Source organism: Streptomyces sp. NBC_01314 (assembly GCF_041435215.1).
In the GTDB taxonomy this organism is placed as follows: Bacteria; Actinomycetota; Actinomycetes; order Streptomycetales; family Streptomycetaceae; genus Streptomyces.
In genome coordinates this window covers 918,993-933,842 of sequence record NZ_CP108394.1, presented here as the reverse complement: position 1 = coordinate 933,842, position 14,850 = coordinate 918,993, and the positions used below count along the sequence as shown (strand labels likewise).

Genomic DNA, 14,850 nt, shown 5'->3' with positions numbered 1-14,850 from the left:
CCCGGGCAGGCGGTCGGCGCGCACCCCTGTCCTGGTCCTGGGCCGCATCGGCATGGTGCTGCTGAAACGAGCCGCCCTGCTCGCGCTCCTCCTCGCGCTGGTCTTCGGCACCGTCGAACTGCTGCCCGGCGACGCGGCCACAGCCACCTCCGAACGCGGTGAGAGCGCCGCCGACCTCGCGGCGCGCCGCGCACTGCTGGGCCTGGACCGTCCGCTGCTCGAACGCTTCCGGGACTGGATGACGGGCCTGCCCACCGGCGACCTCGGCACCTCCGCACGCGGCGAGAAGGTCACCGACCTGCTCTCCACCGCCTTCCCCAACACCCTGCTCCTCGGCGGCATCGCCCTGCTGCTCACCGCGCTCGTGTCCCTCACCCTGGGCTGCTGGGCCGCGCTGCGCCCCGGCGGCCGGCTCGACCGGGCTGTCTCCGCCACGGCGACCGCGGTCCTCGCACTGCCCGAGTTCGTCGTCGCCGTCGCCCTGGTCCTGGTGCTGTCCCTGTGGACCGGCTGGCTGCCCGCCGTCACCCTCGCCGACGCCGACGGAACCCCCGCCTCCTGGGACATGCTCGTGCTGCCCGCCCTCGCCCTGACCCTCCCGCAGGCCGGCTGGAACATCCGGATCGTGCGTGCCGCTCTCGCCGACGAGGCTCGCGCCCCGCATGTGGAGACGGCCGTCCTCGACGGACTGCCGCCCCACCGCGTCCTCACCCACCATGTGCTGCCGGGAGCCCTGCCCGCCATCGCCGCGGGCCTTGCCACCTCCACCGGCATGCTGCTGGGCGGCGCGGTCGTGGTGGAGACCATCTTCAACTACCCGGGCATCGGCTCCGTGCTGGCCTCCGCGGTCAGTGACCGCGACAGCCCGGTCATCGCCGGCGTCACGGCGCTCTCCGGCGCTGTCATCACCGGGGTTCTGCTCCTGGCCGACCTGGTCCGGGACCTGGTGACGGGAGTCCGACGATGACTGTCAAAGCAGCCCTGCGCATCGCCCCGGCCCTGCTCCTCATCGGCCTCGCCCTCCTCGGCCCCTGGATCGCCCCGAACGCCGTGGACGCCCCGGTGACCGCGCCCTACGCCACCCCCGACTCCGCCGCCGCCCTCGGCGGCGACCAACTCGGCCGCGACGTACTCAGCCGACTGCTGGCCGGCGGCCGCGACCTCGTGCTGTCCTCCCTGCTCGTCGCGGTCCTCGTCACCGGCACCGCCGCGGTGCTGGGCGCGATCGGCGCCGTACGACCCCTCGTCGGACGGCTCGTGGAACGCACCGCCGACGTACTGATGCTGCTTCCAGCCGTGCTCGGCATCCTCCTCGTCACCCTGTCCTGGCCCGACGGCGGCCGCCTCGCGGTCATCGCCGCCGCCGTCGTCCTGGGCGTGCCGTACGCCGTCCGGCTCGCGGCGAGCGCGGCGACCCCCATCGCCGAGGCCGGATACGTCGAAGCAGCCGCCGCCGGCGGAGAACGCCTCTGGTACCTCGTCGTCCGCGAGATCCTGCCCAACCTGCGCGCCACCCTGCTGGCCCTGTTCGGGCTGCGCTTCGTCGCCGCCGTCTACCTCGTCGCCACCGCCGGCTTCCTCCAGGTAGGCCCTCAACCACCCGCAGCCGACTGGGCGTTGATGATCCGCGAGAACTCCTCCGGCCTCCTCCTCAACCCCTGGTCCGTCGTCGCCCCCAGCATCGCCATCGGCCTGCTCGCCCTGAGCGTCAACCTCGCGGCCGCCACCCTCGCCCCCCAGACCGGCCGGAAGGCGGTGACCGTCCTGTGAGCCACACCCGCGACCGGTACGCGAAACCGGAAGGCCCTCCGAGCGACACCCCCGCGATCCGTGTCACGGACCTCACCGTGGCGACACCCGACGGCCGACACCTGCTGCGGGACGCGTCCCTGACCGTCCACCCCGGCCGACTGGTCGCCCTCACCGGCCCGTCGGGCGCGGGCAAGACCACCCTGCTGCGCGCGCTGACCGGCCTGCTGCCGCCCGGCACCGTCCGCGCCGGAGGCCACGTCGACGTCCTCGGGCATGACGTCTTCGCCCTCACCGACCGGGAACTGCGCACCCTGCGCGGCACCCGCCTCGCCTACGTCGGCCAGGACCCCGGCTCCGGCCTCAACCCCCGGATGCGGGTCCGAAGCCTGGTCCGTGAACTCGCGGTCGACCGCGGCCCCGAAGCGGTGACCGCGCTCCTCGCGGAGGTCCGCCTCCCGGACGACGGCCGCCTGGCCGCACGCCGCCCCGGCACCCTCTCCGGCGGACAACAGCGCCGCGTCGCCCTCGCCCGCGCCCTGGCCCGCCGCCCCGACGTCCTCCTCCTGGACGAGCCGACCGCCGGCCTCCACCCCGAACTCCGGGACGAGATAGCGGAGTTGCTGCGCCACCTCGCCCGCGAACACCACCTCGCCATCGCCATCTCCTGCCACGACCCGGCCGTGGTCGAGCACTTCGCGGACGACATCGTGGAACTCGGCACGCGACTGGCCGCGTCGGGCTTCGCGCCTGCGCCGAGCCCTGAGTCTGCGCCGAGCGCCGCGTCTGCGCCGAGGCCCGCGTCTGCGTCGAGTCTCGCGTCTGCGTCGAGCGCCGCGTCGAGCTTCGTGCCTGCGCCGAGCCCCGCGTCCGCGTCGAGCTTCGTGCCTGCCCCGAGCCCCGCGTCTGCGCCGAGCGCCACGCCGAGCCCCGCGCCCGTGCCGAACCCCGCGCCCGCGATACGGACCGTTGCTGCCCCTTCGGCCCCGGAGAGCAGGTCGGCCCTCGAAGTACGGAACCTGCACGTGGCGTTCCGCGGATCGCCCGCCCTCACCGGCGTCGACCTCACCGTCACGCCCGGCTCCGCGGTCGGCATCGTCGGGGTCTCCGGTTCGGGGAAGACCACCCTGGTCCGCACCGTCGCGGGACTCCAGCGCAGCACCTCCGGCACGATCCACCTGGCCGGGACGGCCCTGAGCACCGGCCTGCGCGGACGCACCCGCGAACAGCGACGCGGACTGCAACTCATCACGCAGAACCCGCTCGGCGCGCTGAACCCGAGCCGCACCGTCGGTGCCGCCGTGGGCCGCCCGCTACGGTTGCACCGACGCTGCGCGTCCAGGGAGGTCGGCGAACGAGTGGCCGACCTTCTCGAACAGGTCGGCCTGGCGCCCGACTTCGCCGCCCGCTACCCACACGAGCTGTCCGGCGGACAGCGCCAGCGCGTCGCCATCGCGCGAGCGCTGGCCGCCGAGCCGGAGGTGCTGATGTGCGACGAGATCACCTCCGCGCTGGACCCCGACACGGGCCACGCGATCATGGACCTTCTTGCCGAGCTGCGCGAGCGGCGTGGCACGACCCTCATCCTCATCAGCCACGACCTGCTCCTCATCGCCGACCGAACGGACACCGTCACCGTCCTGGACGCGGGCCGCGTCGTGGAGTCCGGCCGCACCGGCGACGTCTTCACCATCGCGCAGCACGAGGCGACGCAGTCACTGCTGGGTACGTCCGCGCCCGCGGCGCAGCCCTGACTCCGAGCGCCCGCGACGCGGATGCGAGCGCCGACGATGTTCCGCCGACTACACGGCGGTGTCGCCCGGCTCCGGGCGACACCGCCGTGTAGTCGGCGCTCATGCCAGGAGGATGCCCCGGACCGGCACGGGCAGGGCGGTCAGGGGCTGAGGGCCTGCTCGGTGGTGGGGTGGCACGGGATGAACGTGTCGACGCCGACCAGTTGCAGGACCCGCAGCACGGACTCCTGCGCGGCGGCGATACGCAGCCAGCCCCGCGCGCCGCTCACCTGCCGGTGGACGGCGACGAAGACGTTGATGCCGCTGGAGTCCATGAAAGTCACACCGCTGAGGTCCACCACGATCCGCGGCGGCGGCACCGCACCGTCCTCGGGCAGCAGGGCCTCACTGAGGACGCTCTTGACGTCGTGGTCGATCTCGCCCCACACGGTCACGACCCGAACGCCGTCGACCACGCGGCGTTCGACGGAGAGCCGGCCTGGCCGGTCCGCGTTCTCGATGGCGGTCACCGTCTCCTCGACTGCGCTTAGGCTGGCCCCGGGGCAGGCATGCACGGGTGATTCTGCCCCACCGTCCGGGCCGGACGCACCTGGGCAGCTGTGCCGAACGACACCTCCGTGGCATAGGTGACGGTGTGGCGGGTACTGGCGTGCGCGTGTACGGGGAATGAGGGCGAGACACGTGGGGTCCGATGCCGACGCTGACGGCTGTACCGAGCCGGATGAGCACCTGATGCGCGCAGGCTATGCCCTGGGCGGAGACGACGGCTGCATCGCCGACGCCCGTCACCACGCCATGGCCTTCCTCGACCAAGCCCACACCGACCGTCGCCTGCCCGTGACCGCACGCGCGAGGGATCTCACCCAGCTGGTCGTCAGCGAGCTGGTCACCAACGCCCGCAAGTACGCCCCCGGCCCCGTCCTGATGGAATTGCGCCTCATGACCGACAGCGTGGAGGTCGTCGTGTGGGACAGCGACCCCACCGTTCCGACGGCCCGAGCCTCCGACCCGGACAGGATCGGCCAGCACGGCCTGGAGATCGTCAAGGCCGTGACCGAGGACCTGCACATCGAACTGGCGCCGGTCGGAAAACGCATCACCGCCCGCATCAGCCTGTCCGACACACCCGGCGACGACAGCACCGCCCGCGGCCTGACGTGATGCCCGGCTCCCATCCGGGTGGCCAGCACTTAACGATCTTGGGGCTCAGGAATATCGATGAGAACTGGCAACGCCGCGGTGGTCCGGTGGCACGTTTCGGCGTGATCAATTTCGGTCAGGCAGTGTCGGCGACCGACTGGGCACGGAAAAGCCTTCGACCCATCGCACACCGATCCGGCACCCTCCCAGCATGACCACGCCGTCCTTCATCCCCGGCCTGGAGCTCTCCCGCCGCTTCTACCTCGAAGCCGTACGGCCTCTGCTGGACAAGGCCGCCCCCAGGGTTACGCACTCCGCCGCCCGCCTCGGCAGCGGTTCGGAAGTCCTCGGCTTCGACACCGCCCGTTCCGCCGACCACGAATGGGGGCCCCGCCTGCAGATCTTTCTGCACCCCGGGGACGTCACCCGCCACGGCGCGAGGATCACGACACTGCTCTCCGAACGCCTGCCGAAGACCTTCCTCGGCTACCCGACGCACTTTGCACCGAATGATGAAGTGGGTATCGGGGTCATGCAGACAACTGACGGACCAGTCCACCACCGGGTCGAAGTCACCGACCTGGGCGCCTGGTTCACCTCGCAACTGGGCTTCGACCCGCGCAAGGACGTCGCCCTGTCGGACTGGCTGGCCACCCCCACCCAGCTACTCGCCGAGGTCACTGGCGGTGCCGTCTTCCATGACGGACTCGGGCAACTCGTATCAGCCCGAGCTCACCTCGACTGGTACCCCCACGACCTCTGGCTCTACCTACTTGCCTGCCAGTGGCAGCGCATCTCCCAAGAGGAAGCCTTCGTCGGCCGCTGTGGCGAAGTGGGCGACGAACTTGGTTCCGCCATCGTCGCCGCCCGCCTGATACGTGATCTGATGTGGCTCTGCCTGCTCATGGAGCGCCGCTATCCGCCCTACAGCAAATGGCTCGGCAGTGCCTTTGCCCGCACTCCCCAGGCGTCCGTCCTCACCCCGGTCCTCACCGCGGCCCTCGCTGCCACCGACTGGCACACCCGCGAGCACCACTTGTCCCGCGCCTACGAGGCCATCGCGGCCATACACAACCAACTCGGCCTCACCGACCCGGTCGACCCCGCAACGCGGCCGTACCACAGCAGGCCGTTTCAGGTCCTGCACGCCGAACGCTTCACCGCGGCGCTGAGCACCCGCATCACCGATCCGGCCATCCGTTCCCTACCGATGACCGGTGCTGTCGATCAGTTCATCGACAGCACCGACGTCCTCAGCCATCCGGACCTGACAAGCGCCCTCACCCGCGCAATGACCTGATCTCCCCCTGGGAACTCCGTCTCAAGGCAGTAGAGGAAGAGAACGAAGCGGCCTGACCATCGGGGACGTTTCTCTGCACACAGATGGGGAGCCAGGACCGTACGTCGACACAGGGCCGGCGAACGAAACCGGATGCCTCGGGCCGGGCGGGCTCGGTCGGCACATGGGGTCAACGGCTGTCGCTGCCCGGGCCGGTGCCCGCACTGCACATGGTGAGACCTGAAAGCCCAAGTTCCGGAAGGTCAGCGGATAGTGGACGGGATGTCAGGCACCGCAACGGGACGGAGTACCGTCAGAGATTCTTCCTGGCGAGCCATCATCGCAAAGGGGAACCTGTCGATCTCCAGGCAGAGTTCGACATCGTCCGGGTGGTATCCGCTCCGCAGCCCACCCGCAAGATCGGCCGCGGCACGGGAATGCCTCGCTCGGTGGAGATACGGGGCCGCCTCGACATCGCCTCCGGTCATACATCGACCGATGTATTCAGCGCAGGCCAGGTCCTCGTCGGCCTTGCCTCCCTCGCCGGTGACAACGAACGTCACCGGGCCGGAATCCTCGGTCTGCAGGAACCGCGCGGTCGGGCCGGCCACCACGAAGCTCGCGCACAGGACCAGCGGGGCGTTCGCGACGGCTAGCGCGCCCACGGTTCCTGCCGTCGTCTTCTGCACCAGCGTGCGGCCGGAGAAATCGCGTGACCTGAGCAAGCCAGGTGAGTTCACCGCGTCGAAGCCCGCCGCCGGAGCCCCGTCCTTCAAGGCCAGCCAACCCGAGTGGCTCTCCTTCAAGGCAAGTGCCTCACTCTCCGTTGCGGCCAGGACGATCCTCTCGACGCCACGCGAAAAGGCCCAGGCAGCCACGGTGAAGGCGCGCATGACGTCGATGACGACCGCGACACGGGGAACGCCGGTCAACTCTGGTATGCCAACGAAGTGATGGTCCATCGCACCATTCTGACCTGCCTGGATCATCGGAAGCACATGATTGATCCGACTGCAGTCGGTGTGGCGGTCGGCGGGGCGGTTCCGGTGCCGACCAGGGAGGTCCTTGCCGGCTTCGGAGTCGTCCGGCTCGTCGGGGACGTCCTCGTCTCGGACGAGCACTCGATACGAGTTACCAATGGTGCACAAACCACCCGACGCCCGCGCAGCGCAGACGAGTCGGCCATCTCGCCCCGGACAGCCTGCACCAGGCGGAACGCACATCGATAGGCAGAGCCTCGCGAGGCTTGCTCCTGGCCGCCGGGTCGATCTCCGCCTGTGCGAGCCACAGGTCATCGACGAGTGCTTGAGCACCGCATCGTCTGCCATGCCGTCACTGACCGGGCGCATGAGGGATGCCTTTCCCGCCTGCGACGCAACGCCGAGGAAGATCAGGAGAACCGGTCGCCCGAACGTCCTGGAGCTGACCTACTCAATGTTCGAAGTCTCGCGCGGCGTCGTCCCAGCAGATGCTGCGGAGAGCGTGATCGGCATCCTCACCTGACGGGATGTCGGGAGTTTCCTGGAACCACACCACCGTCAGCGAGGAGTAGTACAGCACCGACTCTCGTTCCGGATCGATCGGATAAGAGGTGAACGAACCAACGCACGTTACGGCAGGCAGCAGTTCGACGGGACCGAAGCCACCAGCAGGAAGGTCCGGCAGCTCCCGGACCGGCGCGACCAGGTGAACCGGAACTGAGGGACGATCCTTCTCGGTGCTCTTGAGCAGGCGCTCAAGCGTCAGGTCGTTCCAGCGCCGGAACGGATACCCCTCCAACATTCCGCCATATGTCGAAGACAGTCGCACGTCCGAGAGTTCGATCGAGCGGCCGGAAGTGAGAACTACGTGCGCCAGTGCCATGGCACCCAACCTACCGGTGCAAGGGGACCCGATTGCTGGTTGCCCCGGCTCCGAGGCCGTGACAGTTCCGGCATCAGCGTCGCCGTGTCGGTCACCAGACTTCTGCGGCCTCGCTGTCGGCCTGACGGAGGGAACGCCGTTAGGAGTGTGGGTCAGCAGTCGTTGTTGCGTCGCTCCAGGCGGTCTCGAAGTACCGGACGCGTTGGTCTTGTCCGGTCGGCCGCATGCCGGCTGCCATCATCACGTGCTGGGACGCGACGTTGTCGTGGTCGGCGTCGCCTTTCACACTGGTGACGCCGCGTGCCCGCGCGAACAGCAACAGCGCGCGGAGGGCTTCGGAGGCGTAACCCTTGCCTCGCTCGGACGGGATGAGTCCGTAGCCGATCGTGACGCTGCCGTTCTCGTCCGCAGGTCCGTGGAAGCCCAGGCCGCCGATCGACTGACCGTCGTCGCGGCGCCGGATCTCATAGTTGCCGAACGGCTGGGGATCATCGGTGTTCGCGCAGGTGTCAAGGAAGCGCCTGGCAGCGGACACATCGCCTTTCATGGGGTACCCGGGCGCCCATCGGCCGTCACCATCCAACTCGCCCGCCACCACCCGCTCAGCCTCGCTGACGGTCATCGGATGAAGCACCAGCCGCACTGTCACAAGATCGCCCATGGCAGGGAGGAGTATCACGCGGGACGACCGGACCGCACATGGAATATCCGACGGGGCAGCGTCCCACTTCCGCTTGCTGACCGTAGGAGCGGAATGATCGCGGCAGGAGTGGTGGTTCGTGGCCGACCTGGTGTTTCCGGTTCGGCCATGGTGCTTTCCGGGCGGCCGTCTGGTGCGCGGCGAGTACGAGGCGGTCGCCGGGCCTGCGTCGTCGCTCGGGTGCTGTGAGACCTACGGCACCTTGAACTCAATCTGAGTGATGGCTGGTCCGTCGCCTGTGACCTGGCCTTCACTGATGGACTCGGTCCAGGAGCCGTCCGTCTGGAGCTTCGCCAGAACCGCGGGGGAGAGGCTGACCGTGATCTGGATGCCGCCCCCGGAGGACGGGGCACGGTCTATGCGGATGTCATTGCTCATGCCGACGAAGCTACATCCAACTCGCCCGTCCGCATGGGCTGTTGGCGTTTTGCCCAAGGTCGTGAGGGTAGAGGCTGATCGGGCCTCTCAACGGGTTGTCGGCCGTCCGTCACCGCCCAACTCCAGCATCAGTCGATGAGTTTGCGGCAGCATGTGGCCGCTCACGTGGGTCGACTCGGTGCGGTTGGGTAGCGGCTCGGGGCAGCCGCGCGTCGACGAGCGTTCCGGTCTGGCCGTAGTCCATGAACGGGCCTGGGCTGTCGCGGGTGCTGATCAAGCCGGGCGGCCCGGCGTCGCCGGGGCAGGCGGCGGGCCATCGCGCAGGCGTGGGCCGCGGTGGGGCTGAGTGCCGCAGACGCCACTACCTTGAGATGACGGCACCGGAATCGCGCTCGGCGACCAGATCGAACCGGCCGCCGCGGCGGCGGGGTTCGGCCCGGCCGCCGAGCGGTGCTGGATCGGTTTTCGGATCGGGTCGGCCACGTCGAACATCGGGCACCCGGACACCGCCGCAGGGATCGCAGGTCTCATCAAGGTGGTCCTGATGCTGTCCCATCGAATTCTGGCTCCGACTGTGAACCTGACGGTGCCCCGTGCCGAGCTCATGCTCGACACCACGCCGTTCGCCCTCGGGTCTTGGCGGTGAGGCGCTGGAAAACCAGTGGAGCAGCGTTGTTGTGCGCCATTACCGTGCTGCCGAACCGAGTCGTCTGGGTAAGGACGTGCCGTTGTACACCGTGTGAGACCTCCCGAGTGCTGATTTGTCGCGCGTCGCGCATGTGCGCCGCGCTGCTTCTTGCTGCGGACTTCTCACTGAAACCGGTGTACTTCTGTGCTCAACAACTGGGTGGTCGCGCCCACCTGCCTGCCACTCGTTCTCCGCCGTTGCCACGTGTGCGCGTCCGGACGCTTCCGGGCAAGCGGCAAATTCCGGGTCAACGCCAACCACAAGCTCATCGACGCCTGGCTCCTCGTGCTCTGTACCGCTTGCGGGGAGACCGCGAAGCTCACGGTCCTGGAGCGAGTGCATGTGCGCTCCGTACGACCTGAGCTGCTGGACCGGCTGCATGACAACGACCTCGGCCTGACAGCCGAGTTGCTCCAGGATCCGGTCGTGCGGCGCCGTAATCGCATCGCCCTCGACTGGGACAACGCCTGGCACCTCGACACCGGCGGGTCGGATCACCTGGACCGCGAGGTGATCGACGTCCTGGTCCGCTTCGCGGCGCGGATCCCAGTCCGACCGGTTCGACTGGTCGCTGAAGGGTGCGGCCTTTCACGGGCCGAGGTCGAGAGACTGATGGTGGAGGGGAAACTTGTTTCGGCAGTCCGGCTGAGCGGCAAGCTCTCCAGCGACTTCGCCTTCACGCTCAAGCACTGAGCCCTCCTGGGACCCAGTAGCACCCACGGGGACCCAGGGGCCTGTCCGGCATGACCCCCGGACAGGCCCCAATAGGCTGCGTCCTCGTGAACGCTGCTGAACTTGACCGCCGCGCCCGTACGTACGACGGATGGATCCCTCCCCACCTGGTCTCCTGGCTCATCGATCATGGCCATCTCGGTGAAGTCGAACAGCAGGCGCGTGGCGGCGACTGGTTCTGTGCGCAGGGGTGGGTGCGGTTCCTCGTCGACCGGGACCGGCGGGAGGAAGCTCTGGACGTGCTCGCCCCGTACCTTGCCACGGGCTGGTGGAAGGCGGCCCACAGTGTGGCCGAGTTGCTCGAAGGGCTGGGGCGGGTGGACGAGGCGATCGCAGTCTTCCGCTCGAACATGCGGGCCGACTGGCAGCCGGCGTTCAAATGCTTCGCGCTGCTGCTTGCCCGGCACGGCCGGGGAGATGAGGCGCTCGACCTGCTCCTGCCCTACCTGGAGCACTCATCCCTCGCCGATGCGCTGGTCGAGGTGTGCGCTGGTCTGGGACGGGACGAGGAGGTCGCGGCGCTGTTGGCCGTCCGGGTCGAGGCAGGACATCAGAGTGCCTGGCCGGACTTCGGTGGCCGGAATACCAGCCCCAGCAACGCCATTGAGCTGCTGGCCACCGTGCGTGAGCGGCAGGGGCGGGTCGACGAGGCGATCGAGCTGCTGCGGACACGGGAGGTCACGTCGGTCAACGGCCGTGACCAGCTGGCCGATCTGTTGGCTCGCCGCGGCCGGATCGAGGAACTGCGGGAGTACGCGGCGACCGAGCCTCTCGGTGATGCCGTCCGTTGTCTCGCGGAGTACTTGGAGCAACGCGGGGACGTGGCGGGCGCGATTGACGTCTACAGGACGTTCGCTCCGGACCGGTCGCCGAATACGGTGGTGATGCTCGCGCGGCTCCTGGCCCGGCATGATCGGGGTGACGAGGCGATCGACCTGCTGCGTTCTTCGCCAAGCGTGGTCGACGGCGCTGATGACTGGGTCGCTGACGCGCTGTGCACGCTGTATGCCGACCAAGGCCGTGCCGAGGACGGCTTGGCGTACCTGGATGAGCGTATGGCTCGATGTGGTGCTGAGGAGTTCGAGTTCTTCCGACTGCGGACTGAGCTCCTGGTTGCCTGCGGTCGCCGGGAGCAGGCGATCGAGGAAGCCCGGGCGCGCCCGGAATCGGCCGGCTGGTACGAGGCGCAGAACCTCGCGGACCTCCTTTCGGACGCCGGACGCCCGGAACAGGCCGTCGCGATCCTGGCCCCGGCCGCGCCGGCCAACCGGAACGCCCTCGCCGCACACCTCATGACGGGCGGGCGTATCGATGACGCCATGGCACTGTTCCGCCAACCGCCGAAGCACGTCGAGCCTTTCCCAGAGGACGACGAGGATCCCCCGCTCTAGCCGATGACCGATAGCCGATAGCCATGTCCGACGGCCTGGGTCCCAACACGATTGCCACCTCGACCACACCAAGCAGGGAGGGACATCACCCGCAGCCGGCCACGCGCACCGACCACCCGGCACGGCTGCCCGTTGCCCGGTTCCGGGGGCTGTCCCGTATCAGTTGACCGTCGTGGTTTCGGTGACTGAACAGGCCTCCAGGCTCGGGGTCGCGAGGAGGTCCGCGACGCAGGCCGCTGATCCGCCGACGTACGTGCTCACCAGGTCGACGTCGCCGCCCACGCACCAGGCGCGATCCTGGGGCCACCACAGGTCGGGGATCTCGGCGGACACCTCGTCGTTGTTTCGAGCGGGGGAGTCGGCTTGGTCGAGAGGGCCGGCGAGCAGGATCTCGTCTCGTTCGGGAGTGCGGAAGACAGGGATGCCGTCCCAGTCGTGGTGGCCGTATCCCTCCCACAGTCCGTACCAGCATTGCTCGGGGGTGCGGGTGTGCCGGGACAGCACGGAGATCAGAGTGCGGGCGACATCGGCGGGGGTGGGGCCCTCATGTGGGTGCTCGTCCCAGACATCGGGGACGGCGGGGGTGTCGTCGTTGCGGTAGAGGAAGGGGTCCTGGGCGCCGATCAGGTCGGGCCAGCGTGTCACCGCGGATACCGAGTGTCCGTACAGGGCGGCCACTCGGTCCCACCGCACCGGGTCCGCGCCGAGCCGGGCCGGGTGAAGGATCCGCGCGTACGCCTCGAAGCCGGGTGCGCACACCCCCGCCACCGTGCCGAAGCCGTCGTTGCCGGGCGGGCGTTGTTCCAGCCAGCGGGCGGGGGCGAGGTCGCTCCGCTCGACGCGGAGACGGCCGTAGACGGACGGGGGCGGGAACCGTTGAACATGCATGCCGTCAGTGTCGCCTGTGTCTTCAACAGCGGACGGCGGCGGACAGCGGACGGCGAGACAGACAACGACCGAAGGCACGAGGAGGGGAGGGGAGGCGGGCTGGTGAGGCCTGAGGCCTGCGTGAGAGTGCTGAGAGGGCGAAGCCTCGCCGGATGCTTCGACGGGGCCCGGTCCAGCGCTGGTGGAGCCATCTCGGCGATGGCTCCTCCAACTACCGCTCGCTCACCACTGGATGCGTCCGCAGCGTGCGCTGAACGCGGCGGTGTCCGGTTCTCGCCAATCTGCGTTAAATGCTTGGACTGAGAACCTCCCCGGACGGGACAATTCCGACTTCCGAACCTCCGGGAGTGTGATGGAGACAACAGATACGCGAGGGCCGACGCCGGGCAGGAACGCGGTCGTTCTGGCTTTGCGCCGCTACGGCCGGGAACTGCTGCGACTACGACGGCTGGCCCTGCCCGCGCTGCTGCTGCCGGCCGTGGGTAACATCGGCATCCGCTACATCGCCCCCCTTCTGATCGCCAAACTGGCAGGTCAGGCCGCCGACGACAGCGGTCTCACCCTCAGCTCGGCGCTGCCGTACGTGCTGGGCTTCGGCGTGACGCTGCTGGTCGCCGAGGCCGTGTGGCGGGTCGGGCAGCACTGCCTGAACCGCGTGGACGCCCTCGGCATGGAACACCTGTACGTGAGTGGCATGGACGAACTCCTCGCCAAGGACGCGGCGTTCTTCCACGACAACTTCGCCGGCTCCCTGACCAAACGGGTGCTGAGCTTCGGTAAGCGCTTCGAGGACTTCGTCGACACGGTGACCTACCGGATCGTGGGCAGTGTCGTCCCCCTGGTGTTCGGTGCCGTGGTGCTGTGGAGCTACGAACCGATGCTCGTCGCCGGCCTTCTCGTGATGATCGTGCTGACCGTGGTGGCCGCGACACCCCTGATCCGTCGCCGGCAGCGGCTCGTCAGTGACCGTGAGGCGGCGATCGCCCGGGTCTCCGGCCACGTAGCCGACAGCCTCGTGAACATGGAGACCATCCGGGCGTTCGCGGCTGAGGAGCGGGAGGCCGACGAACACCGCAGCCGTGTCGCGGATTCCCGGCGCCTGACGCTGAGGTCGTGGGACTACGGCAATCTGCGCGTCGACGTCCTGATCGCGCCCATGTCCGTGCTGACCAACGTGCTGGGTCTGTTGGTCGCCATCGTCTTCGGCGGCCCGGGCCAGGGAGTGGAGGAGGTCGTCGTCGCTTTCACCTACTACTCCAACGCGACCCAGATCATGTTCGAGTTCAACCAGATCTACCGGCGCCTGGAAAGTTCGATGACCGAGGCCGCGCAGTTCACCGAGCTGCTGCTGGATCCGCCCACCGTGCTCGACCCGACGGAACCAGAACCGCTCGCACCGCAGGGCACCGGCATCCGCTTCGAGGCGGTGACCTTCGCACACGCGGGAGCGAAGCCGATCTTCCAGAAACTCGACCTGGACGTGCCCGCAGGCGCACGGATCGGTCTCGTCGGCCGGTCCGGCGGCGGCAAGACCACACTCACCCGGCTCCTGCTGCGCATGTCGGACATCGACGAAGGACGCATCCTGATCGGTGGGCAGGACATCAGCCGACTGCGCCAGACGGACCTGCGCTCACTGATCGCCTACGTCCCGCAGGAACCCGCCATGTTCCACCGCAGCCTGCGGGACAACATCGCTTTCGCCCGTCCCGGCGCCACCGACGCGGAGATCCACGCCGCGGCCGCGGCCGCGCACGTCATGGAGTTCGCCGGCCAACTCCCCGACGGCTTCGGCACTCTGGTGGGGGAGCGGGGAGTGAAACTCTCGGGCGGCCAGCGCCAGCGCGTCGCCCTCGCCAGGGCCATCCTGCGCGACGCCCCGATCCTGCTGCTCGACGAGGCCACCAGCGCGCTGGACTCGGAGAGTGAACTCCTCGTCCAGGACGCCCTGTGGCGGTTGATGGACGGACGTACGGCCCTCGTGGTCGCCCACCGCCTGAGCACCGTCGCCGGCATGGACCGTCTCGTCGTCCTCGACCGCGGAAGCGTCGTCGAGCAGGGCTCCCACACGGAGCTGCTCACGGCGAACGGTGCCTACGCCAAGCTGTGGCAGCACCAGTCGGGCGGCTTCCTCGGCGAGAGCACCGAGTCCGACGTCGGACGCCCGGTCCCAGTGGCCGGTCCCGACGGGCTGCCCGGACCGGCCGACCCGGCGCCGGACGGGGACCGCAGGATGTCGTCGCACGCTCGTACGCACACCGGGTCCACGTGACCGAGTCGGTCACGGA

Annotated in this window: 15 protein-coding genes; 9 read left to right on the top strand and 6 right to left on the bottom strand. The window is 69.1% G+C overall.

The window, feature by feature from the left end; all coding sequences use genetic code 11:
• Positions 1–52 precede the first annotated feature (52 nt).
• Genes OG622_RS04235 through OG622_RS04225 form a run of 3 tightly spaced genes read left to right on the top strand, consistent with a single transcriptional unit; the run spans position 53 to position 3,503 of the window.
• Complete coding sequence (locus tag OG622_RS04235) at positions 53–967, top strand: ABC transporter permease (protein ID WP_371583997.1); 915 nt, start codon at positions 53–55, stop codon at positions 965–967.
• On the top strand, positions 964–1,770 hold the full coding sequence (locus OG622_RS04230) for an ABC transporter permease (RefSeq protein WP_371573409.1): 807 nt from the start codon (positions 964–966) through the stop codon (positions 1,768–1,770). Before OG622_RS04235 ends, OG622_RS04230 begins: the two co-directional genes overlap by 4 nt.
• Entirely contained in the window at positions 1,767–3,503 is a 1,737-nt protein-coding gene (locus OG622_RS04225; protein ID WP_371573408.1) for an ABC transporter ATP-binding protein, read from the top strand. Before OG622_RS04230 ends, OG622_RS04225 begins: the two co-directional genes overlap by 4 nt.
• Before the next feature lie 140 nt (positions 3,504–3,643).
• Here OG622_RS04225 and OG622_RS04220 read toward each other — a convergent pair whose 3' ends face one another.
• On the bottom strand, positions 3,644–4,012 hold the full coding sequence (locus tag OG622_RS04220) for an STAS domain-containing protein (RefSeq protein WP_371573407.1): 369 nt from the start codon (positions 4,010–4,012) through the stop codon (positions 3,644–3,646).
• 223 nt (positions 4,013–4,235) lie between these two features.
• Here OG622_RS04220 and OG622_RS04215 point away from each other — a divergent pair, with 223 nt between their 5' ends.
• Both OG622_RS04215 and OG622_RS04210 read left to right on the top strand, forming a co-directional pair.
• Entirely contained in the window at positions 4,236–4,664 is a 429-nt protein-coding gene (locus OG622_RS04215; protein ID WP_371573405.1) for an ATP-binding protein, read from the top strand.
• Positions 4,665–4,854: 190 nt separating this feature from the next.
• Positions 4,855–5,943, top strand: coding sequence for a DUF4037 domain-containing protein (locus OG622_RS04210; protein ID WP_371573403.1), 1,089 nt, complete (start codon positions 4,855–4,857; stop codon positions 5,941–5,943).
• A gap of 242 nt (positions 5,944–6,185) precedes the next feature.
• On the opposite strand, the gene OG622_RS04205 is transcribed toward OG622_RS04210, so the two are convergent.
• The 4 genes from OG622_RS04205 to OG622_RS04190 all read right to left on the bottom strand — a co-directional run bounded on the left by OG622_RS04205 (position 6,186) and on the right by OG622_RS04190 (position 8,863).
• Positions 6,186–6,884 (bottom strand): 2-phosphosulfolactate phosphatase, encoded by a 699-nt coding sequence (locus OG622_RS04205; protein ID WP_371583996.1) that lies wholly within the window; start codon positions 6,882–6,884, stop codon positions 6,186–6,188.
• A gap of 469 nt (positions 6,885–7,353) precedes the next feature.
• The gene (locus tag OG622_RS04200; RefSeq protein WP_371573401.1) at positions 7,354–7,785 is read right to left on the bottom strand and encodes a hypothetical protein; all 432 of its coding nucleotides are present in this window, start codon (positions 7,783–7,785) and stop codon (positions 7,354–7,356) included.
• A 139-nt stretch (positions 7,786–7,924) separates the two neighbouring features.
• The gene (locus tag OG622_RS04195) at positions 7,925–8,446 is read right to left on the bottom strand and encodes a GNAT family N-acetyltransferase (RefSeq protein WP_371573399.1); all 522 of its coding nucleotides are present in this window, start codon (positions 8,444–8,446) and stop codon (positions 7,925–7,927) included.
• Positions 8,447–8,677: 231 nt separating this feature from the next.
• Complete coding sequence (locus OG622_RS04190) at positions 8,678–8,863, bottom strand: hypothetical protein (protein ID WP_371573397.1); 186 nt, start codon at positions 8,861–8,863, stop codon at positions 8,678–8,680.
• Positions 8,864–9,248: 385 nt separating this feature from the next.
• On the opposite strand from OG622_RS04190, the gene OG622_RS04185 reads away from it, so the two are divergent.
• The 3 genes from OG622_RS04185 to OG622_RS04175 all read left to right on the top strand — a co-directional run bounded on the left by OG622_RS04185 (position 9,249) and on the right by OG622_RS04175 (position 11,674).
• Complete coding sequence (locus OG622_RS04185) at positions 9,249–9,509, top strand: hypothetical protein (RefSeq protein ID WP_371583995.1); 261 nt, start codon at positions 9,249–9,251, stop codon at positions 9,507–9,509.
• Between the two features lie 186 nt (positions 9,510–9,695).
• Entirely contained in the window at positions 9,696–10,244 is a 549-nt protein-coding gene (locus OG622_RS04180) for a DUF1062 domain-containing protein (RefSeq protein WP_371573395.1), read from the top strand.
• Between the two features lie 86 nt (positions 10,245–10,330).
• Positions 10,331–11,674 carry a hypothetical protein gene (locus tag OG622_RS04175; RefSeq protein ID WP_371573393.1) on the top strand — a complete coding sequence of 448 codons (1,344 nt, stop codon included), beginning with the start codon at positions 10,331–10,333 and terminating at the stop codon, positions 11,672–11,674.
• Positions 11,675–11,833: 159 nt separating this feature from the next.
• Here the strand turns inward: OG622_RS04175 and OG622_RS04170 are convergent, their stop codons facing one another.
• Positions 11,834–12,562 (bottom strand): hypothetical protein, encoded by a 729-nt coding sequence (locus OG622_RS04170; RefSeq protein ID WP_371573392.1) that lies wholly within the window; start codon positions 12,560–12,562, stop codon positions 11,834–11,836.
• Positions 12,563–12,914: 352 nt separating this feature from the next.
• Between OG622_RS04170 and OG622_RS04165 the strand changes: the two genes are divergently transcribed.
• Positions 12,915–14,834: an ABC transporter ATP-binding protein gene (locus OG622_RS04165; RefSeq protein WP_371573389.1), complete on the top strand. Its 1,920-nt coding sequence runs from the start codon at positions 12,915–12,917 to the stop codon at positions 14,832–14,834.
• The last annotated feature ends 16 nt before the right edge of the window (positions 14,835–14,850 follow it).